At 60.0% G+C, this 25,528-nt stretch carries 28 protein-coding genes; 25 read left to right on the top strand and 3 right to left on the bottom strand.

The features are described 5' to 3' along the window. The first annotated feature begins 61 nt into the window (after nucleotides 1–61). From Q0I19_RS05330 to Q0I19_RS05300, 7 genes are all read left to right on the top strand, one after another. Nucleotides 62–1,060 carry a PhoH family protein gene (locus Q0I19_RS05330; RefSeq protein ID WP_294759148.1) on the top strand — a complete coding sequence of 333 codons (999 nt, stop codon included), beginning with the start codon at nucleotides 62–64 and terminating at the stop codon, nucleotides 1,058–1,060. Nucleotides 1,061–1,107: 47 nt separating this feature from the next. Then, nucleotides 1,108–1,608 carry an rRNA maturation RNase YbeY gene (gene ybeY / locus Q0I19_RS05325; RefSeq protein WP_294759147.1) on the top strand — a complete coding sequence of 167 codons (501 nt, stop codon included), beginning with the start codon at nucleotides 1,108–1,110 and terminating at the stop codon, nucleotides 1,606–1,608. Continuing rightward, nucleotides 1,598–2,101, top strand: coding sequence for a diacylglycerol kinase family protein (locus tag Q0I19_RS05320; protein ID WP_294759146.1), 504 nt, complete (start codon nucleotides 1,598–1,600; stop codon nucleotides 2,099–2,101). The genes ybeY and Q0I19_RS05320 overlap by 11 nt, the downstream gene beginning before the upstream one ends. Further along, the gene (gene era, locus Q0I19_RS05315; protein WP_294759145.1) at nucleotides 2,082–2,993 is read left to right on the top strand and encodes a GTPase Era; all 912 of its coding nucleotides are present in this window, start codon (nucleotides 2,082–2,084) and stop codon (nucleotides 2,991–2,993) included. Before Q0I19_RS05320 ends, era begins: the two co-directional genes overlap by 20 nt. A 175-nt stretch (nucleotides 2,994–3,168) precedes the next feature. Then, complete coding sequence (gene recO / locus Q0I19_RS05310; RefSeq protein WP_294759143.1) at nucleotides 3,169–3,912, top strand: DNA repair protein RecO; 744 nt, start codon at nucleotides 3,169–3,171, stop codon at nucleotides 3,910–3,912. 16 nt (nucleotides 3,913–3,928) lie between these two features. Next, the gene (locus tag Q0I19_RS05305) at nucleotides 3,929–6,304 is read left to right on the top strand and encodes an endonuclease MutS2 (RefSeq protein ID WP_294759141.1); all 2,376 of its coding nucleotides are present in this window, start codon (nucleotides 3,929–3,931) and stop codon (nucleotides 6,302–6,304) included. Between the two features lie 148 nt (nucleotides 6,305–6,452). After that, nucleotides 6,453–7,397, top strand: coding sequence for a hypothetical protein (locus tag Q0I19_RS05300; RefSeq protein WP_294759139.1), 945 nt, complete (start codon nucleotides 6,453–6,455; stop codon nucleotides 7,395–7,397). A 72-nt stretch (nucleotides 7,398–7,469) separates the two neighbouring features. Here Q0I19_RS05300 and Q0I19_RS05295 read toward each other — a convergent pair whose 3' ends face one another. Beyond that, nucleotides 7,470–8,027: a TetR/AcrR family transcriptional regulator C-terminal domain-containing protein gene (locus Q0I19_RS05295; RefSeq protein ID WP_294759137.1), complete on the bottom strand. Its 558-nt coding sequence runs from the start codon at nucleotides 8,025–8,027 to the stop codon at nucleotides 7,470–7,472. Between the two features lie 247 nt (nucleotides 8,028–8,274). Between Q0I19_RS05295 and Q0I19_RS05290 the strand changes: the two genes are divergently transcribed. From Q0I19_RS05290 to sigK, 3 genes are read left to right on the top strand one after another with little or no spacing between them, the layout of a single operon-like run. Continuing rightward, entirely contained in the window at nucleotides 8,275–9,696 is a 1,422-nt protein-coding gene (locus Q0I19_RS05290) for a radical SAM protein (RefSeq protein WP_366012457.1), read from the top strand. Nucleotides 9,697–9,756: 60 nt separating this feature from the next. After that, on the top strand, nucleotides 9,757–10,701 hold the full coding sequence (locus Q0I19_RS05285; protein ID WP_294759136.1) for a sigma-E processing peptidase SpoIIGA: 945 nt from the start codon (nucleotides 9,757–9,759) through the stop codon (nucleotides 10,699–10,701). Nucleotides 10,702–10,717: 16 nt separating this feature from the next. Continuing rightward, nucleotides 10,718–11,425, top strand: a complete 708-nt coding sequence (gene sigK, locus Q0I19_RS05280) for an RNA polymerase sporulation sigma factor SigK (protein WP_294759134.1) — start codon at nucleotides 10,718–10,720, stop codon at nucleotides 11,423–11,425. Nucleotides 11,426–11,440: 15 nt separating this feature from the next. Here the strand turns inward: sigK and Q0I19_RS05275 are convergent, their stop codons facing one another. Continuing rightward, nucleotides 11,441–11,959: a hypothetical protein gene (locus tag Q0I19_RS05275; RefSeq protein ID WP_294759132.1), complete on the bottom strand. Its 519-nt coding sequence runs from the start codon at nucleotides 11,957–11,959 to the stop codon at nucleotides 11,441–11,443. Between the two features lie 117 nt (nucleotides 11,960–12,076). Between Q0I19_RS05275 and Q0I19_RS05270 the strand changes: the two genes are divergently transcribed. Then, nucleotides 12,077–12,856 (top strand): SigB/SigF/SigG family RNA polymerase sigma factor, encoded by a 780-nt coding sequence (locus tag Q0I19_RS05270; protein WP_294759131.1) that lies wholly within the window; start codon nucleotides 12,077–12,079, stop codon nucleotides 12,854–12,856. 151 nt (nucleotides 12,857–13,007) lie between these two features. Here Q0I19_RS05270 and Q0I19_RS05265 read toward each other — a convergent pair whose 3' ends face one another. Continuing rightward, nucleotides 13,008–13,622 carry an HAD family phosphatase gene (locus Q0I19_RS05265; RefSeq protein ID WP_294759130.1) on the bottom strand — a complete coding sequence of 205 codons (615 nt, stop codon included), beginning with the start codon at nucleotides 13,620–13,622 and terminating at the stop codon, nucleotides 13,008–13,010. A gap of 104 nt (nucleotides 13,623–13,726) precedes the next feature. Between Q0I19_RS05265 and Q0I19_RS05260 the strand changes: the two genes are divergently transcribed. The 14 genes from Q0I19_RS05260 (at nucleotide 13,727) to thrC (ending at nucleotide 25,514) form a co-directional block, all read left to right on the top strand. Next, nucleotides 13,727–13,987 carry a YlmC/YmxH family sporulation protein gene (locus Q0I19_RS05260; protein ID WP_294759129.1) on the top strand — a complete coding sequence of 87 codons (261 nt, stop codon included), beginning with the start codon at nucleotides 13,727–13,729 and terminating at the stop codon, nucleotides 13,985–13,987. 85 nt (nucleotides 13,988–14,072) lie between these two features. Further along, the gene (locus tag Q0I19_RS05255; protein WP_294759128.1) at nucleotides 14,073–14,462 is read left to right on the top strand and encodes a helix-hairpin-helix domain-containing protein; all 390 of its coding nucleotides are present in this window, start codon (nucleotides 14,073–14,075) and stop codon (nucleotides 14,460–14,462) included. Continuing rightward, entirely contained in the window at nucleotides 14,455–16,650 is a 2,196-nt protein-coding gene (gene ppk1 / locus Q0I19_RS05250; RefSeq protein WP_294759127.1) for a polyphosphate kinase 1, read from the top strand. Before Q0I19_RS05255 ends, ppk1 begins: the two co-directional genes overlap by 8 nt. Before the next feature lie 13 nt (nucleotides 16,651–16,663). Continuing rightward, nucleotides 16,664–17,044 carry a hypothetical protein gene (locus Q0I19_RS05245; protein ID WP_294759125.1) on the top strand — a complete coding sequence of 127 codons (381 nt, stop codon included), beginning with the start codon at nucleotides 16,664–16,666 and terminating at the stop codon, nucleotides 17,042–17,044. A gap of 103 nt (nucleotides 17,045–17,147) precedes the next feature. Continuing rightward, complete coding sequence (locus Q0I19_RS05240) at nucleotides 17,148–17,909, top strand: M23 family metallopeptidase (protein WP_294759123.1); 762 nt, start codon at nucleotides 17,148–17,150, stop codon at nucleotides 17,907–17,909. Then, a complete protein-coding gene (locus Q0I19_RS05235; RefSeq protein ID WP_294759122.1) occupies nucleotides 17,875–18,429 on the top strand; it encodes a peptidase in 555 nt (184 codons plus the stop codon). The genes Q0I19_RS05240 and Q0I19_RS05235 overlap by 35 nt, the downstream gene beginning before the upstream one ends. Continuing rightward, nucleotides 18,393–20,258: a TIGR03960 family B12-binding radical SAM protein gene (locus Q0I19_RS05230; protein ID WP_294759121.1), complete on the top strand. Its 1,866-nt coding sequence runs from the start codon at nucleotides 18,393–18,395 to the stop codon at nucleotides 20,256–20,258. The genes Q0I19_RS05235 and Q0I19_RS05230 overlap by 37 nt, the downstream gene beginning before the upstream one ends. Further along, nucleotides 20,233–20,883, top strand: a complete 651-nt coding sequence (locus Q0I19_RS05225) for a TIGR03936 family radical SAM-associated protein (protein WP_294759119.1) — start codon at nucleotides 20,233–20,235, stop codon at nucleotides 20,881–20,883. The genes Q0I19_RS05230 and Q0I19_RS05225 overlap by 26 nt, the downstream gene beginning before the upstream one ends. Nucleotides 20,884–21,093: 210 nt before the next feature. Beyond that, nucleotides 21,094–21,435, top strand: a complete 342-nt coding sequence (rplS, locus tag Q0I19_RS05220) for a 50S ribosomal protein L19 (protein WP_294759118.1) — start codon at nucleotides 21,094–21,096, stop codon at nucleotides 21,433–21,435. A gap of 73 nt (nucleotides 21,436–21,508) precedes the next feature. After that, nucleotides 21,509–22,048, top strand: coding sequence for a signal peptidase I (lepB, locus tag Q0I19_RS05215; protein WP_294759117.1), 540 nt, complete (start codon nucleotides 21,509–21,511; stop codon nucleotides 22,046–22,048). A 14-nt stretch (nucleotides 22,049–22,062) separates the two neighbouring features. Continuing rightward, the gene (gene ylqF / locus Q0I19_RS05210; RefSeq protein ID WP_294759115.1) at nucleotides 22,063–23,001 is read left to right on the top strand and encodes a ribosome biogenesis GTPase YlqF; all 939 of its coding nucleotides are present in this window, start codon (nucleotides 22,063–22,065) and stop codon (nucleotides 22,999–23,001) included. Then, nucleotides 22,964–23,611 carry a ribonuclease HII gene (gene rnhB, locus Q0I19_RS05205; protein ID WP_294759114.1) on the top strand — a complete coding sequence of 216 codons (648 nt, stop codon included), beginning with the start codon at nucleotides 22,964–22,966 and terminating at the stop codon, nucleotides 23,609–23,611. The genes ylqF and rnhB overlap by 38 nt, the downstream gene beginning before the upstream one ends. After that, on the top strand, nucleotides 23,604–23,960 hold the full coding sequence (locus tag Q0I19_RS05200) for a YraN family protein (protein ID WP_294759113.1): 357 nt from the start codon (nucleotides 23,604–23,606) through the stop codon (nucleotides 23,958–23,960). The genes rnhB and Q0I19_RS05200 overlap by 8 nt, the downstream gene beginning before the upstream one ends. A gap of 105 nt (nucleotides 23,961–24,065) precedes the next feature. After that, nucleotides 24,066–25,514, top strand: a complete 1,449-nt coding sequence (gene thrC, locus Q0I19_RS05195) for a threonine synthase (protein WP_294759112.1) — start codon at nucleotides 24,066–24,068, stop codon at nucleotides 25,512–25,514. The last annotated feature ends 14 nt before the right edge of the window (nucleotides 25,515–25,528 follow it).

Raw genomic sequence — 25,528 nt, 5'->3', positions numbered from 1 at the left:
ATAACTGTGATATAATCTAAATGAGATATTGTGTAGTCTACATTATAGGGAGGATTTTTCTTTGGCAGAACGCTCTATCGAACTGGACAGCATTGAACTGGCCGCCGCCATTTTCGGCAGCGGCGACCGCAACATCCGTATGCTGGAAAAAGAATTCCGCGTCACCGCCGTATGCCGCGGCTCCGAGCTGCGTTTTTCCGGCGAGGATAAGGACGTGACCGCTGCCGTGCGCGCCATTGACGGTATGGTCACCCTGATGCAGAACCACACCCCGCTGGAGGAGCAGACCGTGCGCTACTGCATGAGCCTGGCCCGCGGCGGGGAGGAAAGCCGCCTGCGCGAGCTGACCGACGATTTTGTGGCAGTCACCGCCAAGGGCCGTCCCATCCACCCCAAAACGCTGGGGCAAAAAGAATATCTCGCCGCCATACGCAAAAATGCCGTCACCTTCGGCGTGGGTCCTGCCGGCACCGGCAAGACCTATCTGGCCGTAGCGATGGCGGTCAAGGCGTTCAAGTCCAAGGATGTCAGCCGCATTATCCTGACCCGCCCCGCAGTCGAAGCCGGCGAAAAGCTGGGCTTTCTGCCGGGCGATCTGCAAAACAAGGTAGACCCTTATCTGCGCCCTTTGTACGATGGGCTGTTTGATTTGCTGGGGGCCGAGACCTTCCAGAAATTGTTTGAAAAGCAGGCCATTGAGGTCGCGCCCCTTGCCTACATGCGCGGGCGCACGCTGGACGATGCCTTTATCATTCTGGACGAGGCGCAGAACACCACCCCGGAACAGATGAAGATGTTCCTGACCCGCATGGGCGTGGGCAGCAAGGTGGTCGTGACGGGCGACGTGACCCAGATCGACCTGCCCGAAAAGACCCGCAGCGGTCTGATCGACGCCCTGGAGGTGCTGCGCCATGTGGACGGCATCGCTCAGGTGCGCCTGACCGAAAAGGACGTCGTGCGCCACCGCCTGGTACAGCAGATCGTCCGCGCGTATGAGCAGGCAGCCGAGCATAAATCTCCCAAAACCGAAAACCGCGCCGTGTCCGACGACAAGCGCTGAAAGTATATCGCACTACCGAACAAAAATGAGCAGGAGGTTCGCATATTATGTCCAATAAAGTATTGATCACCAATGACCAGAACGTTATCAAAATTCCGTCCGGGCTGCGGATTCTGATCCGCCGCAGCTGCAACGCCGTGCTGGACTTTGAAAAGTTTGACGGCCCCGCCGAGATCAGCGTCACCTTTGTGGACAACAACCGCATCCACGAGCTGAATCTGGAATACCGCAATAAGGATTCCGCCACCGACGTGCTCAGTTTCCCGATGGGCGAAAACGGCGAGTACGACATCGACGAGGACAACGGCTGCAAAATTCTGGGCGACATCGTCATTTCGATGGAGCGCGCCACCGAGCAAGCGGAGCTGTACGGGCATTCCCTGCAGCGCGAGGTCGCCTACCTGACGGTACATTCCATGCTGCACCTGCTGGGCTACGACCACGAGGCGGGCGGTCTGGAAGCCGTGCGTATGCGCGAAAAGGAGGAGGCTGTGCTGATCCAGCTGGGTCTGCCGCGCACTGTCTCGTATACCAGCGATGAAATTTGAACGTCTGGCCCGCTTTGCCCGCGGCTTTGTGTACGCCTACAACGGCATCCGCGCCGCCATAAAAGAGGAACGCAACTTCCGGTTCCACCTGTGCGCGGCACTGTACGCCTGTCTTGGGTCCTACTGGGCAAGGCTGTCCGCCGTCGAGTGGGCGCTGATCGTGCTCTGCGTGGGCGCCGTGCTGGCGCTGGAACTGGTAAACTCTGCCATTGAGCGCGCCGTGGACAAGCCCGACACCTCCCACTGGTGGACCGCCGGGGCCGCCAAGGATATGGCAGCCGGGGCGGTGCTGGTGATGGCGCTGGCAGCGCTGGTCATTGCCGTGTTCCTGTTTATCCCGCGTTTTGGCGTACTGTGGGCAAATTTTACCGCGCATTGGGGCAACGTCCTCGGCGTGGTCGTGTCTGTGCCCCTGCTGCTTTGGGGCTTTATTTTCCGTTACGATAACTCAACACAGAAAGGCGAAAATCCGAATGGCGAAACCGATTCCTGAAATGCCCAGCAGCGTATTTGTGGCGCTGGTGGGTCGCCCCAACGTGGGCAAATCCAGCCTGACCAACTACCTTGTGGGCGAAAAAGTGGCCATCGTCACCCAAAAGCCCCAGACCACCCGCAGCCGCATCACCGGCATCATCACCAAGGGGCCCGTGCAGTATGTGCTGATGGACACCCCCGGCATCCATGCTGCCCGCAACAAGCTGGACGCCCGCATGACCCAGACCGCCGCCGCCAGCCTGAAGGACGTGGATGTGACCCTGATGCTGTTTGAGCCGGAGGGGGAGTTCACCGACGCCGAGCTGCGCATGGTCGCCGCCCTGCAAAAGGGCGGCCCCGCTGTGGCGGTCATCAACAAGGTAGACCTGCTCAACAGCCTGACCCAGCTGGAAGCCCGCCGCCGTCGGATCGAGGAGTTCGGCTGCTTTGACAAGGTGCTGACGGTTTCCGCCAAGGACGGCACCGGCTGCGACGAGCTGTTTGCCGTGCTGAAACCCTACGGCAACGAAGGCCCGCACTATTTTGACGATGAAGCCTTTACCGATATGCCCGAAAAAGAACTGGTGGCCGAGCTGGTGCGCGAAAAAGCCCTGCTGTTTATGCGGGACGAGATCCCCCACGGCATCGCCGTTGTGGTCGAGCGCTTCAAGGAGCGCCCCGACAAGGATTTAATTGATATTGATGTGGACATTTACTGCGAGCGCAAAAGCCACAAGGGTATGATCATCGGCAAGGGCGGGCAGATGCTGAAAAAGATCGGCTCCGCCGCCCGCGCCGACATCGAGGAGCTGCTCGGCGTCAAGGTGAACCTGCAATGCTGGGTCAAGGTGCGCGAGGATTGGCGCGACAGCGAGCAGCAGCTCAACAACCTCGGCTTTGCCAAGCCGTAAACGCCCGATTATTTCCCGCCCAAGCTGACAACTTTTGTAGCCCCCTTCTTTTATAATAGGGTAAAGAAAGGGGGCATCGGTATGGCTACGGCAGGGGACTGGGCACAGTTTGCCCAAACCGGCAGCGTTTACGATTATCTGCGCTACAAGCAAAACACGCAACAGGAGGGCACCCATGCCGATAGCGACAACGGGTCTGGTGCTGCGGCAGGTGAAACTGGGGGAGGCCGACCAGATCCTGACCCTGCTGACCCCTGACCTGGGGGTCATATCCGCCTCCGCCAAGGGCAGCCTGCGGCTGAAAAACAAGCTGTTCAGCGCATGCGGGCATTTCAGCTATTCCGAATTTGTGCTGACCAGCGGCCGCAGCCACTATTTTGTGGATGATGCGCAGGTCAAAAAGGTGTTTTACGGCGTGTCCTCCACGGTGGAGGGGCTGGCGCTGGCATCCTATATGGCAGAGGTCGCCGCCGAGCTTTCGCCCGCGCCGCCCGAGGCCGAGGCGCAGCTGCGCCTTTTGCTGAACTGCCTGTACATGATCTGCGAAAAAAAGCGCCCGTGGCGGCAGCTGAAAGCCATCTACGAGCTGCGCGCGCTGTGCCTGGCAGGGTATATGCCCGATGTGCTGGCTTGCTCTGCCTGCGGAAAATACGACGGAGGCTCGTTTTATTTCAGCCCGGCGGAGGGACGCTTGCTCTGCGCCGCCTGCGCCGACCGCGAGCGGCACCTGCCCAACTTAGACCCCGGCGCACTGTATGCCCTGCGCCATATCTGCCTGAGTGAGGATAACAAGCTGTTTTCCTTTTCTTTGGCCGATGCATCGTTAAAAAATCTGTCCGGCGTCTGTGAGCAGTATCTGCTGACGCACCTGGAACACGGGTTGAAAACGCTGGATTTTCTCAAAACCGTAGTAGAGTAGGAGAACTTGACCCTGTATGGATACAGCCTATAAAACCACCTTAGAACTCGACAAGGTTTTGGCGCGCGCCGTGCAGCTTTGCACCTGCCGCGAAACCAAAGCCATGATGCAGACCCTGCAACCCTTTGACACCGTGGAAGAAGAACGCTATGCACTGGCGCAGACCAACGCCGTCAACGCGCTGCTCATCAAAAACGGCAGCCCGCGCTTTGGCAGCGTCAACGAGGTGCGCCGTGTCGTGGCGCACGCCCAAAAGGGCGGCATTCTGTCCATGGGCGAGTTGCTGGAAATTGCCGCCACACTGCGCAATTTTGCGGGGCTGAACCAGTGGTACGGTCTGAGCGAGCATGAAATGCTGCCTACCGACGACCTTTTTTACGCACTGGCACCCCAGCCCGTGTTGGAGCGCCAGATTTCCGAAAGCATTCTTTCGCCGGACGAAATGGCGGACACCGCCAGCGTCACCCTGAGCGATCTGCGCCGTAAGATCCGCCAGACCGAGGATTCCATCCGCACCAAGCTGGATGCCATCATCAAAAATTCCACCACCAACAAATTTTTGCAGGACGCCGTGGTTTCCCTGCGCAACGGGCGCTATGTCGTACCGGTGCGCGCCGAGTACCGCGGCGAGGTGGGCGGCGTCATCCACGATGTTTCCAGCACCGGCGCCACCGTCTTTGTTGAGCCGACCGCCGTGGTCGAAGCCAACGCCCGCATTATGCAGCTGCGCGCGCAGGAGCAGGAGGAGATCACCCGCATTTTGTCCTCCTTCTCGGCGCAGGTGGGCAGCTTGGAGCCGCAGTTCAGCTACAGCTACGACGCCATGCTGCAAATTGACCTGCTGCTGGCAAAGGCGCGCCTTGCCGTGGAGCAAAACGCCTTTATGCCCGCCGTCAGCGACAGTGTGCGCTTTAAGCTGAACAAAGCCCGCCACCCGTTGATCGACAAGAAAAAGGTCGTACCTGTGGATATTTCCTTGGGTGACGAATACGACACGCTGGTCATCACCGGTCCGAACACCGGCGGCAAGACTGTGTCGCTGAAAACCGCCGGGCTGCTCAACGCCATGGCGCAGTACGGCTTTTTGATCCCCGCGCACGAGAGCAGCACCGTCTGCCATTTTGACGAGTACCTTGTGGACATCGGCGACGAGCAGAGCATTGAGCAGAGCCTTTCGACCTTCTCCGGTCATATGAAGCGCATCGGTGCTATTTTACAGATCGCCCGCCGCGGCTCGCTGGTACTGCTGGACGAGCTGGGCGCCGGCACCGACCCCGCCGAGGGCGCGGCGCTGGCAGTCAGCATTCTGGAGCAGCTGCGCCGCCAAGGCAGCCTGCTGATGGCGACCACCCACTATGCCGAGATGAAGGTCTATGCGCTGGAAACGCCCGGCGTGGTCAACGCCAGCTGCGAATTCAACGTAGAAACGCTGATGCCCACCTATAAGCTCAGCGTCGGCGTGCCGGGCAAGTCCAACGCCTTTTTGATCAGCGCCAAGCTTGGCATCCCCGCCAACATCATCGACGCCGCCCGCAGCCATATGTCCAACGACGACAAGCGGCTGGACAGCGTCCTTGCCCAGCTGGACGATTTGAAACTGCAGCTCAAGGCGGCGCAGGACGATGCCGAAAAAGCGCGCTATGACGCCGAACACGCGCTGGAAAGTGCCGAGAAAAAGCGCGATGAGCTGATCCGCCAAGGGCAGGAGGAGCTGGAAAACGCCCGCCGCCGCGCCAACGAGCTTGTGCAGAACGTGCAGAACGAGGCGTACAATTTAACCGACGAGCTGCGCCGCATCCAGAAGGATGAAAAAACCAGCGCCGCCCAGCGTGCCGTGCGCGCCCGGGAAATTGCCCGCAAGGATACCGAGGGGCTTTTGAAAAAGACCGCCGCCAAGCCGCAGGCTGCCCGCGATTTTGTACCGCTCAAGGACGTGCAGATCGGGCAGGAGGTTATGATCGCCGAGCTAAACCAGCTTGCCACCGTCACCGCACGCCCCGACCGCAGCGGTATGGTGGAGGTGCGCGCCGGTATTATGAAAACCAAGGTGCCGCTTTCCGGCTTGTGCGCCCCCGCCAAAATGGACAAGCGCCCCGCGCCGCAGCCCCGCCGCAACAGCTCCCGCGTGCAGCTGGACAGCAGCCGCAAGACCAGTATGGAGCTGAACCTGCTGGGCTACACGGTGGACGAAGCGCTGAACGAGGTGGATAAATTTTTGGACAGCGGTATGCTGCGCGCCCAGCACACGCTGTATATCATCCACGGCAACGGCACCGGCGCACTGCGCACCGCCATCCAAAAGCATCTGCGCACCCACAAGGCGGTCAAGAGCTTCCGCTCCGGGCGCTACGGCGAGGGGGAGAGCGGCGTCACCGTTGTGGAGCTGAAGTAAAGGCAACACCGCACAATTCCCGCCGTATCGGCACAACTTAGAATTTATGCGGTATTTTTTAAAACAAATCCTGCTTTTTGTATATGGCGATTTTGCGCCGCCCTGTGCTATACTGATTACAAGACCAAAGGAAAGAGAGTGACCGTTTATGGCCGTGGAGTACAGCAGCACACGCAGCTTTACCTTGACCCTTGCCCACCGCGCCGTGGAAGATATCCGCCGCGGGGGATTCCGCCAGCTGCGCAACTATGTGGATATGTGCGCCACCCTGGCAAAAAAACCGCAGCAAAAGGATTTTTTTGCCTGTGCGCAGGCAGCCCTGCAGCGCACCGACAGCTGCTATTATTCAATGATCCACAACCTGCTGGATTCGGTGGAGGATGACCGCATCTGCACCGTGGGTGTCAACCTCGGCTTCAGCGGGCTGATCTACGGCGCCAGCAAGATGAAGGTACAGGCCGATGCCGACCACGCACCGTTTTCCTGGGTGCAGGTCGCCGTCTGCGGCGATGCATCCCTTGCCGAGCAAGTCCCCGCCGCCGCCAAACAGGGCAGCTTTGTCTGGGTGCTGGATGCCACCCGCGGCAACCCCGCCGATGCCGCCGCGCTGGCGCTTGCCAACCCCGAAAGCGTCTTTGGCATTCTGGCAGAGCCGGAAACCCTGACCCCCGCCTGCATTGAGGCGCTTTTGCCCTGTATGAATATCGTGGTGCTGCCCCTGCTGCACACGCCGGAGCTTACGCCCGAGGCTTGCCTTGCCGCCCGCGCCCTGAAAAAGCACCGTATGATGTATATGCTGACCGTACAGGCAGGGGAGGACGAGATCGACAGCATCCTGCAGCCCGACTGGGTCGAGAGCATCGCGCAGGAATCGCTGTTCTGCATGATTTCCCGCCGCGGGGACGTCACGCCCGAAACCTCCAAACGGCTGCGCAGCGGCATTGTGGCAGGTCGTCTGGAAACCGGCTTGCCCGTTCTGATGCTGGACTGGGAAGGGGATATCAATTACCTCAACCGCCACATTTCCGAGTATGCAGTGCTGGGCAACCACCTGCCGGAGGAGTACACCTTCCCGCTAAACCTTGACTTTTAACACCTTACCGCAATAAAAAACCTGCTTCCTGTCTGTCTTTTCGACAAACAGAGAGCAGGTTTTTTGTTATACTCATTTTGCCACACTGCCGCGCAGGTCTTTGACCAGCTTTTCGGGCAGCAGCAGATCCACCCACTGGGGCGAGCGCATAATGCGTGTTTTCATACCGCCCAGCGCCCACGGGATCAGCACACCCATCAGCGCACCCGCATAAAAGCGCCCCACATTCAGGCACTGGTCGGGTGTGGCGGTGGGCATCATCTCCTTGGCGCGCTGGCGGAAAATGGAGCAAAGATACTCAAACACATATTCCTGCAGGCTGTTCTGCCCGTTGTAGGCAAGAGCGTTGCAGTAAAACACCTTGTTTTGCTCTAAGTAATCCACAATGGCGTCCAGCATGGCGTCCCAGCTGCTGTACGCCGAACGCTCGACCAGAAAGCCGGTGATGCCGTTCTGAAAATACCAGTTTACCAGATCGTACTTATCCTCAAAATGGTAGTAAAAGGTGTTGCGTCCCACGCCGGCGTGATCCACAATATCGTTGACTGAAATTTTTTCCAGCGGGGTCGTGGCCATGATCTCCTGCAGGCTTTGTGCCAGCAGGCGCTTGGTCTGGTTGGATCGGGGCATAGCAGACGTTTCTCCTTCCCAAAAGTCGATTTTTCATCATTATATCACAACTTATGCGCCCTTTGCAAATGATTTTTTGCGCCCCATGTACCTTGGACATTTTTGTCGATTTGTACAGTTTTGCCCGCTCCGCATCGTCAAACTTGAACAAACCCCGCCTTTTGCCTATGTTCTTTTTGCCCCAAACGCTTACAATAAGGCTATTGAAACAATTCCGCCCATCGAACGAAAAAAGGAGCATCCCATTATGCCGATGAATAAAATTGTCCATGCCGCCGAGCGCGCTGCCTTCAGCGCCGCCCTTGACAGTGCCATCAAGTCTGTGCGCGGCAAGGGTCCCGAAAATATGGCAGAGCAGGCCGTCAAGCTGGTCAATATGGCGCAGCCCCTGCTGGCACACCGCTACCCCGATGCCGACTGGGATAAGGTTCGCGCCTTTGTGTCTGACCCCAACGGCAAGTGGATGCAGTACGCCTACAGCGCCATCAACGAGATCGACCCCCATATCCTGAAGATGAACGCCCTCAACCTTGTGTACGAGGGTATGTTTGCCGGCTACAACTACGTTATGGAGCTGCGCAAAAAGTACGACTGCAATATGCCCTGGATCTTGCTGTTTGACCCCACCTCCGCCTGCAACCTGCACTGCAAGGGCTGCTGGGCTGCCGAGTACGGCAACCGCCTGAACCTGAGCTTTGAGGATATGGACCGCATCGTCACCGAGGGCGAGGAGCTGGGCATCCACTGGTATATGTGCACCGGCGGCGAGCCGACCTGCCGCAAGGAGGATCTGTTCAAGCTGGCTGCCAAGCACCAGAATTCCGTGTTCCACCTGTTCACCAACGGCACCCTGATCGATCAGGCGTTCTGCGACCGTGTCAAGGAAGTCGGCAATATGGCGTTCTTTATCTCCATTGAGGGCATCGGTGACGCCACCGACGACCGCCGCGGTCCCGGCGTGTACGCGCGCGTTATGCACGCGATGGATCTGATGAAGCAGAACGGGCTTTTGTTCGGCACCTCCATCTGCTACACCAGCGCCAACTACAAGGCTGTTACCAGCGATGAGTTTATGGATATGCTCATCAGCCACGGTGTGCGCTTCAACTGGTACTTCCACTATATGCCCATCGGTGACGGCGCCAACGTCGACCTGATGCTCAACGCCGAGCAGCGCGAGTATATGGTCAAGCGCGTGCGCGAGATCCGCGGCTTCACCGGCGGCAAGCCCATCTTCTGCATTGACTTCCAGAACGACGGCGAGTACATCGACGGCTGCATTGCCGGCGGTCGCCAGTATGCCCACATCAACCCCGCCGGCGACGTGGAGCCTTGTGTCTTTATCCACTACTCCAACGCCAACATCCACGACAAGAGCCTGCTGGAATGTCTGCAGCAGCCCCTGTTCAAGGAATACCACAAGGGTCAGCCCTTCAACGGCAACCACCTGCGCCCCTGCCCGATGCTGGAAAACCCCGAGCTTCTGGGCGAAATGGTCAAGCGCAGCGGCGCCCACAGCACCGATATGCAGCAGCCGGAATCCACCGATGATGTTTTCCGCCGCTGCAAGCCCTACGCCGACCAGTGGACCCCCACCGCAGACCGCCTGTGGAGCGAAAGCCACGGCTGCGCCGCCTGCGCGGGCTGCACCTCCTGCAGCGACAAATAACGATTTTGCGTTTTTACTCCCTATCATTTTCCCCCTGCCTCGGCAGGGGGATTTTTTGTTTTGCCCGCGCAATGTCTGCGCATTTTCTTTTCGGCGCGGGCATACAATGTGGGTATAGGGCAGGGGGTGGGCAGCATCAAGACCGTCATCTACTTGGATATCCTGCTGCTGGTCAATTTTCTGGCGGCGTATTTTTTGCTGCTGGCGGCAGGGGGCTTGTGCGCCCAGCGTCCCCGGTTCGGGCGGCTGCTGGCGGGCAGCGCGGCGGCGGCGCTCTCGGCGCTGATTTTATTTGCGCCGCCCCTGCCCTTGGCGGTCCAGCTGGGGTACAAGCTGGGCACAGCCGCCGTGGTGACGTGCGCCGCCTTCGGTGTGCGCAGCAAACGGCGGTGGCTGGCGGTCACTGCCGTATACGCCGCGTTGAACATCGCCTTGGGCGGGCTGGCGGTCTTGGGGGCGGCGTACAGCCAAACGCCGACCCTGCAGGCAGGAAATTTAACGCTGTATCTGCGAATTTCACCGCTTTTGCTGCTTGTCCTTGCCGGGGTATTAGCTGCCGGAACGGAGATATACCAGCGGTTTTTCTGCCGCCGCACCCCGCCGACGCAGACCGTGGGCCTGCAGACCGAGCTGTGCGGGCACACCCTGCGGCTACGCGCCGCCGCCGATACCGCCAACCACTTAAAAGACCCCGTGACCTGCCTGCCCGTGCTGGTCGTCAGCTACCCGGACGCCCGCGCTCGCCTGCCCGCCGAGGTCTGCGCGTTTCTGGACGATTGGTTTTCCGGCAGTACCCGCCGTGCGCCGCCCGCAGGGACGCATCTGCGCTTGATTCCCTGTTCCACGGCGGCGGGCAGCGGGCTGCTGCCGGGGTTTGCGGTGTCGGGCATCTCGCTGATTTCCGACACCGGGCTGCTGGGGCTGGGGCGCACAGCGCTGGCTTTTACCCAAGCCTCCTTCGGCAGCAGCGAGTACGAAGCGTTGTACGGTCCGGATTTTTTATAAAAGGGGGTACTTATCTATGGTTGTATCGTGGGAACGCTTTATTTGCGGGCTTTTGGCGCGGCTTTCGGTGCCGCATCCCGTGCATTACATCAACGGCTCGGACACACTGCCCGCCCCGCTGGACCCCGTGCGGGAGCAGCAGGCCGTGGCGGCGCTTGTCAGCGGCAGCGCACAGGCGCGGGATCTTTTGATCACCCACAACCTGCGGCTGGTCGTCTATATCGCCAAAAAGTTCGAAACGCCCTCCGCCGGGCTGGAGGATATGATCTCCCTCGGCACCATCGGGCTGATCAAGGCCATCAATACCTTTGAGCCAAGCAAAAACATCAAGCTGGCAACCTACGCAAGCCGCTGCATCGAAAACGAAATTTTGATGTACCTGCGCAAAAGTTCCAACCGCCGCCAGGACGCCAGCATCGACGAGCCGCTGAACACCGACAGCGACGGCAACGAGCTGCTTTTGATGGACGTACTTACCGCCGACGAGCCGCAGGTCGGCTACCGGTTGGAGCAAAATGCCGAGCGCGCGGCACTGTACCGCGCCGTGGCGGGGCTTTCCCCGCGCGAGCGCCGCATTATGGAACTGCGCTTCGGCCTGGGGCGGGAGAGTGAGCACACCCAAAAAGAGGTCGCGGACGTGCTGGGCATCTCGCAAAGCTATATTTCCCGGTTGGAAAAGCGCATTTTGCGCCGTCTGCGGCGCGAGCTGGAATCGGTATCCTAAAGCAACACCCTTAACCTACCGCTGCTCGGCGCGCACGGTGGAAACAAACGGCACCGCCAGCCCCGCCAGCATATTCATCTCCGGGTCCTCGGCATACAAAAGGCAGTCAAAGCCGTCCCGACTCCACGTCAGCACCCCCATGCGGCCCGCGCTCTGGTAATGGGTCACAGGTACGCCGTCGATCTGGTACTGCTCCACACTTTCAAACGCCTTGGGGTCAAAGCCGTTGGGGCGGCGCATTTTTTCCTGCCTTGCCACCCGCAGCCGTGCGCTGCGCCCCGGCACAATGGTAAAATCCAGCTCCGCGACCTCGTCCTCGATCAGCCAGATACGTTCCTGCAAGATGATGTCGCTTTCGGGGTAGGCGGTCACGGCAAACCCGGCGGCGTCGGCAAAATCGGGATGTTCGTACTCGGCGCGGCGTTCTCTGCTGCGCGGCTGCTCGGCCTCAGGCAGGGCCAGCCAGACAATGACCCCTGCCGTCACCGCCGCCACGACCACCAACGCCGCCGTCACCCAAACGGAAATCATCATAGTGCATCTCCTCCTCGCTTTCACAGTATGCCGTCGGTTGGCATCATGTGCAGAATTTTCCTGTTTGGGGCGGCGCAGCGCGGCCTATACTTCAAACAGCAGGGGAGGGCTGGCACAATGTATGCAGGCAAGGTAGAAATTTGCGGCGTGGACACCACGCGGCTGCCGGTTTTGAGCGAGGCTGAAAAATCCGCGCTGATCCGCAAGATCCGGCAGGGGGACGCCGCCGCACGGCAGGAGATGATACGCGGCAATCTGCGCCTTGTGTTAAGCGTGGTGCAACGGTTTGCGGGGCGCGGCGAAAGCATGGACGATCTGTTTCAGGTCGGGTGCATCGGGCTGATGAAGGCCATCGACGGCTTTGACCCCGTCCACGGGGTGCGGTTTTCGACCTACGGGGTGCCGATGATCTGCGGCGAGCTGCGGCGGTATCTGCGCGACAACAACGCCGTGCGGGTCAGCCGTTCGATGCGCGACATGGCCTACCACGCCATGCAGGCACGGGAGGCACTGCAAAAATCCGGCGGGCGGGAGCCGAAGCTGTCGGAAATTGCCGCCAGGCTCGGCACCAGCCCCGAAAACGTGGCACTGGCGTTGGAGTCGGTGCGTGAGCCGACCAGCCTGTACGAGCCTGTTTTCAGCGAGGATGGGGACAGCTTTTCGATGGTGGACCGCCTGCGCGACAACACCGACGAGGAAAGCTGGATCAGCGATATTATGTTCCGCGACACGGTGCGCGCCCTGTCGCCGCGCGAACGCCGCATCATTGCGCTGCGGTATCTTTCGGGCAAAACGCAGACGCAGGTGGCGCAGATCATCGGCATCAGTCAGGCGCAGGTCAGCCGATTGGAAAAAAGCGCCCTGTCGCATATCAAGGAGCAAATTTCGGGGCAGTAATGCAGGGGCAGGGGCGGCTCACCCGCAGCTTAACAGCATCGCCGCCTATATGGCTTTTTCCCCCCTTGGGGGGAAGGCTTTTGCGGTTGCAACAAACAACGGGTACCGCAGCGAAATCTGCCGCAGTACCCGTTGTTTCGGTAATGCTTTCTTACTTTTCCAGTTCAATGCCGCACACGCCCAGGGCGCGGCGGAAGGACACGGGGTTCTTGTACAAGATACCCGTAATGCCCAGGTTATAGGCCGCCTGGGCGTTTGCCTTGCTGTCGTCCACAAAAATGCTCTCGTCGTAGGCCAGGCCGCACTGCTCAATCAGCGCGTGGAAAATTTCCGGTTCAGGCTTGCACAGGTGCACATCGCAGCTGGCAATGCCCCCGTCAAACAGGGCAAACCAATCCCGCTGCTGCATTTTTTCCCACACATCGGCGGGCATATTGGTCAGGTAATACAGGCGGTAGCCCTGTTCCTTCAGCTCGCGCATGATTTGAATGGTGGAGTCCTTGTCGCGCAGCATCTCCTCCCATTCTTCCAGCACGGTGCGCACCTCAAAGGTACGGTTGACGTGGGCGGCATTCTCCAGCATAATGCGGTTGCCCTCCTCGCGGGACAGGGTGCCGCGATCCAAGTCGTTCCATTCCTGGCTGCCAAAGGTCAGTTCGTAGGTTATCTCCTCGGCGTGCTTGTTCAAAAAACGCTCCATCAAAAATTCCTTGGGGCTGAAATCGATCACCACGCCGCCGAAATCCAAAATGATATTTCTGTACATAGTATACCCTCCTATGGTACTTACCTTTATTATACACGTTTTCGGCACAGGAAACAATTCTTTTTTGCCCGCATACTATAAGGCAACACGAAAGGGGGCTTTGCATGACACTGCACGATCTGGCCGAAAAAGACGTGATTCGGATACAAAACGGCGAAAATCTCGGCCGCATCGACGACATTCTCTTTGATGAGGGCAACGGGCGCATCCAATCGGTGCTGCTGCGCGGGCGGGGGCGTATGCTGGGGCTGCTGGGCTATGACGACGACCTGCTGCTTCCGTGGGAGAGTATCCGCCGCATCGGGGCCGATGTGGTCATCGTGGACGCCGACCCGCTGCCCACACCCCGCAAACGCCGCGTATAATTTGTGTAAAAACCGCGCAAAAGAGATGCATTTCCCCCCGCGTCGTGTTATAATAAGTGTACCATCTGCACAAAGGGGGATTGCTATGCGTTTTCTGCACGGCAAGGCCGTACCCTGGGCGGCCTTTTTGCTGGCGGCGCTGGCCGTTGCGGTCGCCTCGCTTTGGCTGATCGTGCCGATCTGGCTGCCGCAAAAAGCCCCCGCCCCCTATGTATTTTCTGCGCAAAGCGCCCCCGCCGCGGCACCGCTTTTGGATATCAACACCGCCGATGCCGCCGCGCTGACCGCCCTGCCGGGGGTCGGGCAGGCAAAGGCGGAAGCCATTGTGCGCTACCGCGCCGAACACGGATATTTTGCCGCCTTACAGGACGTTGCCGCCGTAAGCGGTATTTCCCAACGCATGGTCGAAAGCTGGGCAGGTCTTGCCTGTGTGCAGCCGCCCGTAAAGGAACAGGAGGAGCATAGCCTTGGATAAGCCGGAAAACATTTTTATCAACCGCGAACTCAGCTGGCTGGACTTTGACAGCCGCGTTTTGGCACTGGCCAAAGAAAAGAACGTACCGCTGTGCGAACGCATCAAGTTTGCCGCCATTTTCGGCAGCAACATGGACGAGTTTTTTATGGTACGCGTCGGCTCCCTGTATGACCAGACGCTGCTCAAAACCAACAAGACCGACAACGTCACCCACATGACCGCCGCCGAACAGATCGCCGCCATCACCCCGCGCGTGGCCGACCTGCAGGCCAAGTGCGACAAATACTTTGCCCACCTGGTGCAGGCCCTGGACGAGCAGGGCTACAAAAAGGTGGATTTCACCAAGCTGGGCAAGCAGCAGGAGCATTTCTGGAAAGAGTATTTTCACCGCGAACTGCTGCCGCTGTTAAGCCCGCAGATCGTCGACCAGCGGCATCCCTTCCCGTTTTTGTACAACAAGCAGATCTACTACATCGCCCAGCTGCACTCCAAAAACGATGGCATCAGCTACGGCATCGTACCCGTAAATCCCCAGTTTGAGCGCGTCCTCTTTATCCGCGACGGAGATGCCACCTGCTACGCCTTTGTGGAGGAGCTTATCGGCCACTTTGCGGCGTCCATCTTTACCGCCAGCACCGTGCAAAAGCAGTGCCTGTTCCGCGTGACCCGCAACGCCGACATCACCGTGGACGAGGGCATGATGGACCACGACATCGACTTTCGCGATGTCATGAGCGAGCTGCTCAAAAAGCGCCGCAAGCTGTCCGCCGTGCGCCTGCAATTCTGGCCGGACGCGCCGCAGGATATTGCCCGTTTCCTGCGCGACAAGCTGGACGTGCCCGCAGCCCGCTGCTACACCCAGACCTCGCCGCTGGACACCGGCTGCCTGTTCAAGCTGGCCGGGCGCATCGGCAGTGACGGCGGCCACACGGATTTATTCTATCCCGCCGCCAAGCCCATGCAGGCGCCCGCCGGGTACGACCTGTACACCGAGGTGCGCAAGCACGACGTGCTGCTGGCCTACCCTTACCAGAGCATCCGTCCCTTTATCCGTATGCTGCTGCGCGCCGCCAACGACCCCGACGTTGTTTCGATAAAAATGACGCTGTACCGTATGGCTGCCGACTCGCAGATCGTCAACGCGCTGATTGCCGCCGCCGAAAACGGCAAGGAAGTCGTCGCCATGGTCGAGCTGCGCGCCCGCTTTGACGAGCAGAACAACATCGACTGGTCCAAGCAGCTGCAGGACGCCGGCTGCACGGTGTTCTACGGCTTTGACGACTACAAGGTACACTCCAAGCTGACGCTGATCACCAGCCGCGTCAACGGTAAGTACCGCTACCTGACCCAGATCGGCACCGGCAACTACAACGAAAAAACCAGCGAGCTGTACACCGACCTTTCCTTCATCACCACGCGGCAGGAAATCGGTGAGGAGGCCAGCGCCGTATTTAACAACATGGCCCTGCAGCGCCTGACCGGTGAAGTAAGCACCATGCTGGTTGCGCCGCTGCACTTCAAGAGTGTGCTTTTGGAGGAGATGGACCGCCAGATCGCATTGGCCATGCAGGGCAAGCCCGCCGGCATCATCTTAAAAAACAACTCCATCAACGACCCCGAAATCATCGAAAAAATCAGCCAGGCCAGCTGCGCCGGTGTGCGGGTGGATATGATCGTGCGCGGTATCTGCTGTGTGCGCGCGGGCGTGCCCGGCCGCACCGAAAACGTGCATATCCGCAGCCTTGTCGGGCGGTATCTGGAACATTCCCGCATTTACTGCTTCGGCAGCGGGGAGGATATGCGCATCTACATTGCCTCCGGCGACTTCCTGACCCGCAATACCGAGCGCCGCGTCGAGGTCGGTGTGCGCATCGATGACGCGAAAATCGCCCAAAAGCTGCGCGGTATCCTGGACCTGCAGCTGCGCGACACCGTCAACGCCCGCGAGATGCAGCCCGACGGCAGCTATGTCAAGGTCAAGCCGCTGCCCGGCCAGCCCCCCATCGACAGCCAGATGGCGATGTTCGGCTATTTCAACAACGGCTTTGAGATGCAGCCCGACCCGACCCCCGCCGCAGCCCGACCCGCTGTGCGCAAGGCTGCCCCCCAACAGATCACCCCGCGCCGCACCACCGGCCTGCGCCCTGCCCGCAGTCTGCTGGATTTCTTCGGGCGCGGTAAAAAGTAAGGAGAATCCCACCATGAAAACCTGTGTTGTCACTGCCAATTTCAGCTGCGACCCAAGCAAGGTCTGGCTGTACCTGACCAAGCCCACCCTGAACCACTGGCGCACCGACGTAAAGGATTACGAGGAAACCCCCGACGGTATGCAGGCCACCGAGCACAATACCGACGGCAAGGACACCCAGCTGACCTTTACCCGCCGGGAGAAAAACCGCTGCATAAGCTGCAACTTCCAAAAAGGCAAGATCCACGGCACCTTTACCGCCATCCTGCTGGGCGGCGGCGATTCCACCAGCCTGGAATGTCTGCTGGACGTCGACGGCCTGGGGCTGTTCACCAAACCCCAAAAGCTGCTGGAAGAACGGTTGGAGATGCTGCGCCGCGCTTTGGGCGCATAACCTGATTGCCATGTCACCCCCGCAAGGGCTGCCCTTGCGGGGGTGTTGCCTTTACGCATAGCGCTCCGCTTTGCCGCATATCCTGCACAAAGGGGGTGTTTGTATGTGGGAGGAATCTGTCCCCAAGCCCGCGCCGACGGGCAAAACCCGCCCCAAGCGGGAGGAAAATCTTGTACTGTACGCACAAATTCTGCTGGCCGCGGCGGCCATCGCGGCGGCGCTGGCACTGCGCAGTGTCGGCGGGGCAGGGTACGAAGCCCTGCGCCGCGGCTTTATACAGGCCCTGCAGCCGGAGCAGTCTACCTTTTTAACGCAAGAGCGCATCTTTTCAAAATTTACCGAGCAAGCGGCCGAGGCTCTGCGCACTTTGGCGGCCGCCCTGCCCGAAAGCCGCCCCGCCCACGGCAAGCCCGCCAAGACCGCCCCCGCCGCCGTGCGGGAGGAAAGCTATCTGCCGGACTTTTCGCTGCAATTTCCGCTGCCGACGGGCAGCTGCACCCGCAGTTCCGGCTACGGCTGGCGCACCGACCCCATGGGCGGGCAGGGGACAGAGTTCCACTACGGCACCGACCTGGCCGCTGCCATGGGCACCCCCGTATATGCCGCCGCGGCGGGCGTGGTGCGCATCGCGGGCAGCCACAAAAGCTACGGCAACTATCTGCGCCTTCTGCACCCCATCGGGGATGAAACACTGTACGCGCACATGCAGTACCTGTTTGTGCGCGCGGGCGAAACGGTGCAGGCCGGGCAGCTTTTGGGCACGGTGGGGCAGACCGGCAACGCCACGGGGCCGCACCTGCATTTTGAGATTTTGCACAAGGGGCTGCGCTATGACCCGACCCAGGCATTACAGGCTGCGGCGTAGGCTGCGCCTGCGTATGCCGTGTCTGACGCTGTTTCTGCTGACGCTGGCCTTGCTTTTTGACAGCACAGGCACGGTGCGCACAGGGCTTTGCTGCGCCGCCCTGCATGAGTGCGGCCACATTGCCGCCTACGCCTTTTTATGGCACCGGCTGCCGCTGTTGGAGCTTTCTCCCTTCGGCATCTGCCTGCGGCTGCGCGGGCAGCCCATGACCCGACGCGAGCAGCTGGTTTTATCTGCCGCCGGGCCGCTGACCAATTTCCTGTGCGCCGCGCTTACCCTTTTTTCTATGGAGAAATTTTCCTGTTGGAGTTTTTACGGCTATCGGTTTGCCGCCTGCCACCTGCTGGTAGGTGCGGTCAATCTGCTGCCGCTGCCGCCCCTGGACGGCGCCAACATTGCAGCCGCCGTGTTGCCGCACAGGTTGCTTTTTCTGCTGCAATCGGGTACAATAGGGGTATCAAACAGTTTAGGAAGGTTATCACTATGGCGGAATTTTCCCCCAAATTCAAAGAGGCGTTAAGCCTTGTGCAAAAACCCGGCCGCTACACCGGCGGTGAACCGGGCTGTACCTATAAAGATAAGTCCAAGGTCGATGTCCGTATGGCGTTCTGCTTTCCGGACACCTACGAGATCGGCATGTCCTTTCTGGGCGAAAAAATCCTGTATGAGCTGCTCAACCGCCACGAAAACTGGTGGTGCGAGCGCGCGTTCATGCCCTGGACGGATATGAAAGAGCAGATGGAGCGCCTGGGGCTGCCCCTGTACTGCCTGGAAAGCAAGGACCCGCTGACCGAGTTTGACATCGTCGGCTTCTCCCTGGAATACGAGCTTTGCTACACCAACATCCTCGCCATGCTGCGTCTGGCGGGCATCCCGCTGCGCGCCGCTGACCGTGACGAGCGCTGGCCGCTGATCATCTCCGGCGGGCCGTGTGTCTGCAACGCCGAGCCGATGGCGGATTTCTTTGACGTGATGCAGCTGGGCGAGGGCGAACAGATGCTGCAGGACATCTGCGCCACCGTGGAAACCGGCAAAAAGCAGCACTGGAGCAAGGAGCAGCTTTTGTTGGAGCTTGCCAAGCTGCCCGGCGTGTATGTGCCGTCTTTTTACGATGTAACGTACAAAGAGGATGGCCGCATCGAGTCCGTCACCCCCAACCGCCCCGGCGTACCCGCCACCGTGACCAAGGCCATCGTGCAGAATATGGACGATTTCGCCCCGCCCACAAACTTTGTGGTGCCTTTGGTGGGCGCTGTGCAGGACCGCGCCTGCGTGGAGGTTCTGCGCGGCTGCGTGCGCGGCTGCCGTTTCTGCCAGGCGGGGCAGCTGTACCGCCCGTTCCGTGAGCGCAGCCCCGAACTCATCAGCGACTGCGCGCGCGAGCTGTGCCGCAACACCGGCTATGACGAGCTGAGCCTGTCCAGCCTTTCCACCTCCGACCATTCCCGGCTGGAGGATATTCTGGACAACCTCAACTCCTGGGCGGAGGACGACCACGTCAGCCTGTCGCTGCCGAGTTTGCGCGTGGACAACTTCTCGCAGTCTCTGGTCGAAAAAACCACCAAGGTACGCAAAAGCGGTCTGACCTTTGCCGCCGAAGCCGGCACCCAGCGCCTGCGCGACGTCATCAACAAAAACGTCACCTGGGAGCAGATCGAGCGCGGCTGCCGCATTGCTTTTTCGGAAGGGTACACCTCGGTCAAGCTGTATTTCATGATGGGTCTGCCCACCGAAACGATGGAGGACATCAAGGGCATTGCCGACACCGCCCAGCAGGTGGTCGATCTGTTCTACCAGATTCCCGACCGCCCGAAGGGCAAGGGCGTGCAGGTCACCATCAGCGTGGCGTGCTTTGTACCCAAGCCCGACACCCCGTTCCAGTTCTGCGCGCAGGATCGGCGGGAATCCTTGCAGGAAAAGCAGAAATATCTGCTTAGCTGCGTACATTCCCGCAAGATCAAGGTCAACTATCACGACAGCGCCACCTCGGTGCTGGAGGGCGTTTTTGCCAAGGGCGACCGCCGTCTGGGCAAGGTCATTGAAACCGCGTTTGAAAACGGCGCCTTCTTTGACACTTGGGAGGAATACTTTAACTACGACCGCTGGATGGACGCCTTTGCCGCCTGCGGCATCGACCCGGATTTCTACAACTACCGCACCATCGCGCTGGACGAAGTCACCCCGTGGGCGCATCTGGACGTCGGCGTCAGCCACGCCCACCTTGTGCGCGAATACCAAAAAGCCCTGCAGGCGCAGACCACCCCGCCCTGCAACCGCCAGTGCAGCGCCTGCGGCGCGAATAAATTGATCGGAGGACCGTGCTTTGACTACCATCAGGATCTTCTTTGAAAAGTGCGGCGAATCCGCCTACATCTCGCTGCTGGATCTGCAGCGGGTGTTCCACCGTGTGCTCAAGCGCAGCGGTCTGCCTGTGTGGTACACGATGGGCTTCAACCCGCACATCTACCTTTCCTTTTCCTGCCCGCTGTCCTTAGGGCAGGAGAGCCTGTGCGAAAGCTGTGAGGTCAAGACCGAGGCCGAGTCCATCGACGCCGCCGCCTGGATCGCCGCCCTGCAGCCGCTGATGCCGCGCGGCATCGTTATCACCAAGGTGGCCCCGGCTGTCGAAAAGGTCGGCGAGATCGAAACCGCCGCCTACGACGTCACAATGCCCGCCGATGCCGCCGACGCCATCGCTTTTTACAACGCCGCCGAACACGCCGAGGTCACCAAAAAGACCAAGCGCGGCCACAAAACGCTGGACCTCAAGGAGCATCTGCCCCGCATCGACTATGAATCGGCAGGGGAGGAGCTGCGCTTTACCGTCAAGCTGCCCTGCGGCTCCGGCGAAGCGCTGAACCTGAACCCCGCGCTGCTGATGGACTTTCTGCACGAAAACGGCGGCGCGCCCGCCTGGCAGTGCCGTGTGCTGCGCACCCACCTGTACACAAAATCCGGTGCCGATTTTGCCTAACGCGGCTCTGTTTGCAAAAATTTGCCACTTTGCCGAAATTTTTCGCACCTTTTTGTGAAAAACCACTTGCCAAACCCTATTGACAGTGGTATAATACTAAAGCGTTAGTGCCGCCGAGCCATCGGCGGGATAATGACACATCATTATACAGGCGGTCCTCTGACGAGCTTTCGTGTATGAACGTCGCAATAAAATGGAGGATTCATAATTATGGACGCAATGAAGCATTTTACCGAGGGTATGATCAAAGAGAACAAGCCCCAGTTCGAAGTCGGCGACACCGTTCGCGTCTCCGTCCGCATCAAGGAAGGCGACAAAGAGCGTGTTCAGGCTTTTGAGGGCACTGTTATCGCCAAGAAGCACGGCGGCATCGCCGAGACTTTCACCGTTCGCCGCACTTCCTACGGCGTTGGTGTTGAGCGCGTTTTCCCCGTCAACAGCCCGTTTGTCGAGAAGGTTGAAGTGATCCGCCGCGGCAAGGTCCGTCGTGCGAAGCTGTTCTACCTGCGCGAGCGCACCGGCAAGGCTGCCAAGGTCAAGGCACGCATCTGAGCATACTATCCAAAAAAGGGGAGGACGGTTGGCGTTCTCCCCTTTTTTGTAATTTTCAGGAGGTGTCCGCCGCTTGAACACAGATTTCAAGACCCGCTATCGGCACAATAAGGATATTTTAGAGTGGCTGGACGCTGTGGTTCTGGCCGTTGTCACCGTAGCACTGCTCTCCACCTTCTGTGCACGTCTGGTGCAGGTAGACGGCAGCTCGATGAATCCCGGCCTTTTGCACGGGCAGCGGCTGCTCATCACGCGTCTGCTCACCCCCGATTACGGCGACATCGTTGTCACCGACAGCCGCATCGACTACGGCAAGCCCCTCATCAAGCGGGTCATCGGCAAGGCGGGGGACACCATCGACATTGACTTTACCGCGGGCATCGTCTACCGCAACGGCGAGGCTCTGGACGAGCCTTATACCGCCGAGCCCACCTATGTGGAGGAGGGCACCGTGTTCCCCCTGACCGTGCCGGAAAACGGCCTGTTCCTGATGGGGGACAACCGCAACCATTCCGGCGACAGCCGCAGCAGCCTGATCGGCTGCGTGGACACCCGCGACATTTTGGGCGTGGCGGTGCTGCGTTTGGCACCGTTCACCCTGTTTACCCGATAAAAGGAGCCTACCCCATGAGCCAGAACGACATCATCAACTCCCGGCAGATCCAGTGGTTTCCCGGCCACATGACCAAGACCCTGCGTCTGATGGAAAAGGAGATCCGCAACGTAGACTGCGTTTTGCAGATCCTCGACGCCCGCATCCCGCTTTCCAGCCTGAACCCGGAAATTGAGCGCATCACCGCCGGTAAGCCCCACCTGTATGTGCTGAACAAGGCCGATTTGGCCGACCCGGACATCACCAAACAGTGGCTGGCGTACTTCCAAAGCGCAGGGGCAGGCTGCATCGCCATGGACTCCAAGCAAAAGGGGCGCGCCGCCGCCGTCAAAGGCCCCATCATCAGGGAGCTTTCCGCCCTGATGGAGCGCCGCCGCAACCGCGGCATGGTGGGTGCCTCGGTGCGCGTCATGGTCGTGGGCATCCCCAACGTGGGCAAGTCCACCTTTATTAACTCCTTCGCGGGCACCACCCGCGCCAAGGCCGCCAACAAGCCCGGCGTCACCCGCGGCAAGCAGTGGATCACCGTGGACAATTTCGATTTGATGGACATGCCCGGCGTGCTGTGGAAAAAATTCGACTCGCTGGAAACGGCGTCCAACCTGGCGTTCATCGGCTCCATCCGCGATGACATTCTGGATATCGAGGAGCTGGCCTGTGGCTTGCTTTCCAGCGTGCGGGGCATTTACCCCGATCAGCTGCTGGCGCGCTACAAGCTGGACGAAGCCGCGCTGGCGCTGCCGCCCTACGACCTGTTGCAGGCCATCGGTGCCAAGCGCGGGATGCTGGTTTCCGGCGGCGAGGTGGACACCGAGCGCGCCGCCAAGATGCTGGTGGGGGAGTTCCGCGCCAGCAAATGGGGCCGCCTTTCGCTGGAACGCCCGCCCCGCCGCGCTGTTGAGGAGGTAGAGGACGATGCCGAGGAAGAATTCTTCGACGACGACGAGCAATAACGAGCTGCTGTTCGCCTTTGACGATGCCAAACGCACCGACCACGGCATTGTCTGCGGCGTGGACGAAGCCGGACGCGGCCCTTTGTGCGGGCCGGTCTGCTGTGCCGCCGTCATTTTGAACCCCGACGACCCCATCGAGGGGGTCAATGATTCCAAAAAGCTGACCGAAAAGCGCCGCGAAGCCCTGTTTGAGCAGATCACCGCCCGCGCTTTGGCCTATAAAATCGTGTTTATCACCCCGCAGGAGATCGACGAGCGCAACATCCTGTGGGCGACGATGGACGGCATGGCGCAGGCGGTGGCAGGGCTTACCCCCGCGCCCGACTATGCGCTGATTGACGGCAACCGCTGCCCGCCGGAGCTTTGCGTTCCGGCCGAGGCCGTTGTCAAGGGGGACGCTACCAGCGCCAGCATTGCCGCCGCCTCCATTCTGGCAAAGGTCAGCCGTGACCGCTATATGCTGGAACTGGACAGGCAGTACCCCCAGTACCAGCTTGCCAAGCACAAGGGCTACCCCACCAAGCTGCACTATGAGCTGATCGCCCAATACGGTATTCAGCCCTTTTACCGCCGCAGCTTTTTGAAAAAGCAGGGCTACTGGCATGACTGATAAAAGCCTTGGCAGCAAGGGGGAGGCCATCGCCGCCAAATACTACCGCCAACGCGGCTATCTGCTGCTGAACCACAACTACCGCACCCGCCTGGGGGAGCTGGACCTGGTTTTATATAAGGACAACACCCTTGTTTTTGCCGAGGTCAAGACCCGCGCGGGGCGTATGCTGGCAGCCCCCGCCGAAGCGGTGACCGCCCAAAAACAGCAGCGGCTCCTTGCCGCCGCTGCCCAGTACCTGCAAGCCAGCCCCTATGCCGATGCCTGCATCCGCTTTGACGTGGTGGAGGTCACCCCCGCAGCGGGCGGCTGGCGGGTGCATTGCATCGAGAATGCGTTTACCTGTTAATACAAAAGCAGGGCGGCCGCGACCGCCCGCAGAAATTTCTATTGTTGACAGTGCCACGGCATTGTATATAAAGGTGTATTTTTTGAGTATGAAAGGGTGTACGTTATGCAGTATGTAAGTACCAGAGATTCTTCGCTCCGCGTTTGTGCCGCCGAGGCGATCGTCCGTGGTCTGGCCCCCAAAAGCGGGCTGTTTGTGCCGCAGACCTTCCCCAAGGCCGATCTTTCCGGCTGGAAGGATCTTTCCTACCCCGAACTGGCAGAAAAGGTGCTGGCCGGTTTTCTGACCGACTATTCGCCTGACTTCCTGCACGATGCCACCGCCGCCACCTACGGTGCGGCCTTCGGCGGCAAGGCAGGGCAGACCGTCAAGGTGCACGACGGATTGTACGCCGTTGAGCTGTGGCACGGCCCGACCTGCGCCTTTAAGGACTACGCTTTGCAGCTGATGCCCAAGCTGCTGGTCGAGGCCAAAAAGATGCTGCACCGCACCGAAACCACCCGCATTCTGGTTGCCACCTCCGGCGATACCGGCAAGGCCGCGCTGGCGGGCTACGCCGATCTGGACGGCATTGAGATCGAGGTCTTTTACCCCAACGACGGCACCAGCGAGATCCAGCGCCTGCAGATGGCGACCCAGACCGGCAAAAATGTGCAGGTCTATGCTGTAAACGGCAACTTTGACGATGCCCAGACCGGCGTCAAGCGCGTCTTTGCCGATGCCTCCGTTGCCGAGGAGCTGGAAAAGCGCGGCATCCGTCTGTCCAGCGCCAACTCCATCAACTGGGGTCGTCTGGTGCCGCAGATCGTCTACTACTTCTACGCCTACTTCCGTCTGGTCGAGCAGGGCGCCGCCGCTTGGGGCAGCCCTGTGGATTTCTGCGTGCCTACGGGTAATTTTGGTGATATTCTTGCCGGCTACTATGCCAAGCAGATGGGTCTGCCCGTCGGCCGCCTGGTTTGCGCGTCCAACAAAAACAACGTACTTACCGACTTTTTGCGCACCGGCACCTACGATGCCCGCCGCACCTTCTACAAGACGACCTCCCCCTCGATGGACATTCTGATCTCCTCCAATCTGGAGCGCCTGCTCTACCACGTCAGCGGCAGCTCCGAGAAGGTCGCCGCCTGGATGCAGCAGCTGGCCGAAACCGGCGTTTACACCGTCGATGCCGACACGCTTGCTAAAATTCAGGAGAGCTTTGCCGCAGGCTGTGCCGACGACGCCGCCGGCTTTACCGAGATCAAAGCCCGCTTTGCCGAGGACAACTACCTCTGCGACACCCACACCGCCGTGGCGTTCCGCGTTGCCAAAGACCTTGGCACCGAAACCCCGATGGCTGTTCTGTCCACCGCCAGCCCCTTCAAGTTCCCGCGCGATGTGCTAACTGCCCTGGGCGAGGAAGCCCCCGCAAGCGACTTTGCCGCCATGGCAGCCCTGACTGCCGCCACCGACGCCCCCGCGCCCGAAAGCCTGCGCGTGCTGGACACGCTGCCCGTGCGCTTTACCGACTCCATCGACCCCGCCGACATCAGCGCCGCCGCGCTGCGCTGACCTGCTTCACTCAA

Source organism: uncultured Gemmiger sp. (assembly GCF_934561205.1).
Taxonomy (GTDB): domain Bacteria; phylum Bacillota; class Clostridia; order Oscillospirales; family Ruminococcaceae; genus Gemmiger.
This window is presented reverse-complemented; position numbering and strand designations above follow the sequence as displayed.

What these genes read in the sequence shown, in the direction of transcription:
- Q0I19_RS05255 (WP_294759128.1), top strand. Translation starts at nt 14,073, where the DNA reads ATGCGTTTTCTGCACGGCAAGGCCGTACCCTGGGCGGCCTTTTTGCTG.
- Q0I19_RS05245 (WP_294759125.1), top strand. Translation starts at nt 16,664, where the DNA reads ATGAAAACCTGTGTTGTCACTGCCAATTTCAGCTGCGACCCAAGCAAG.
- Q0I19_RS05240 (WP_294759123.1), top strand. Translation starts at nt 17,148, where the DNA reads ATGTGGGAGGAATCTGTCCCCAAGCCCGCGCCGACGGGCAAAACCCGC.
- Q0I19_RS05200 (WP_294759113.1), top strand. Translation starts at nt 23,604, where the DNA reads ATGACTGATAAAAGCCTTGGCAGCAAGGGGGAGGCCATCGCCGCCAAA.
- Q0I19_RS05305 (WP_294759141.1), top strand. Translation starts at nt 3,929, where the DNA reads ATGGATACAGCCTATAAAACCACCTTAGAACTCGACAAGGTTTTGGCG.
- Q0I19_RS05290 (WP_366012457.1), top strand. Translation starts at nt 8,275, where the DNA reads ATGCCGATGAATAAAATTGTCCATGCCGCCGAGCGCGCTGCCTTCAGC.
- era (WP_294759145.1), top strand. Translation starts at nt 2,082, where the DNA reads ATGGCGAAACCGATTCCTGAAATGCCCAGCAGCGTATTTGTGGCGCTG.
- Q0I19_RS05235 (WP_294759122.1), top strand. Translation starts at nt 17,875, where the DNA reads ATGACCCGACCCAGGCATTACAGGCTGCGGCGTAGGCTGCGCCTGCGT.
- Q0I19_RS05320 (WP_294759146.1), top strand. Translation starts at nt 1,598, where the DNA reads ATGAAATTTGAACGTCTGGCCCGCTTTGCCCGCGGCTTTGTGTACGCC.
- Q0I19_RS05265 (WP_294759130.1), bottom strand. Translation starts at nt 13,622, where the DNA reads ATGTACAGAAATATCATTTTGGATTTCGGCGGCGTGGTGATCGATTTC.
- ybeY (WP_294759147.1), top strand. Translation starts at nt 1,108, where the DNA reads ATGTCCAATAAAGTATTGATCACCAATGACCAGAACGTTATCAAAATT.
- recO (WP_294759143.1), top strand. Translation starts at nt 3,169, where the DNA reads ATGCCGATAGCGACAACGGGTCTGGTGCTGCGGCAGGTGAAACTGGGG.
- ylqF (WP_294759115.1), top strand. Translation starts at nt 22,063, where the DNA reads ATGAGCCAGAACGACATCATCAACTCCCGGCAGATCCAGTGGTTTCCC.
- Q0I19_RS05260 (WP_294759129.1), top strand. Translation starts at nt 13,727, where the DNA reads ATGACACTGCACGATCTGGCCGAAAAAGACGTGATTCGGATACAAAAC.
- rplS (WP_294759118.1), top strand. Translation starts at nt 21,094, where the DNA reads ATGGACGCAATGAAGCATTTTACCGAGGGTATGATCAAAGAGAACAAG.
- Q0I19_RS05230 (WP_294759121.1), top strand. Translation starts at nt 18,393, where the DNA reads ATGGCGGAATTTTCCCCCAAATTCAAAGAGGCGTTAAGCCTTGTGCAA.
- Q0I19_RS05270 (WP_294759131.1), top strand. Translation starts at nt 12,077, where the DNA reads ATGTATGCAGGCAAGGTAGAAATTTGCGGCGTGGACACCACGCGGCTG.
- thrC (WP_294759112.1), top strand. Translation starts at nt 24,066, where the DNA reads ATGCAGTATGTAAGTACCAGAGATTCTTCGCTCCGCGTTTGTGCCGCC.
- Q0I19_RS05295 (WP_294759137.1), bottom strand. Translation starts at nt 8,027, where the DNA reads ATGCCCCGATCCAACCAGACCAAGCGCCTGCTGGCACAAAGCCTGCAG.
- Q0I19_RS05275 (WP_294759132.1), bottom strand. Translation starts at nt 11,959, where the DNA reads ATGATGATTTCCGTTTGGGTGACGGCGGCGTTGGTGGTCGTGGCGGCG.
- sigK (WP_294759134.1), top strand. Translation starts at nt 10,718, where the DNA reads ATGGTTGTATCGTGGGAACGCTTTATTTGCGGGCTTTTGGCGCGGCTT.
- rnhB (WP_294759114.1), top strand. Translation starts at nt 22,964, where the DNA reads ATGCCGAGGAAGAATTCTTCGACGACGACGAGCAATAACGAGCTGCTG.
- Q0I19_RS05300 (WP_294759139.1), top strand. Translation starts at nt 6,453, where the DNA reads ATGGCCGTGGAGTACAGCAGCACACGCAGCTTTACCTTGACCCTTGCC.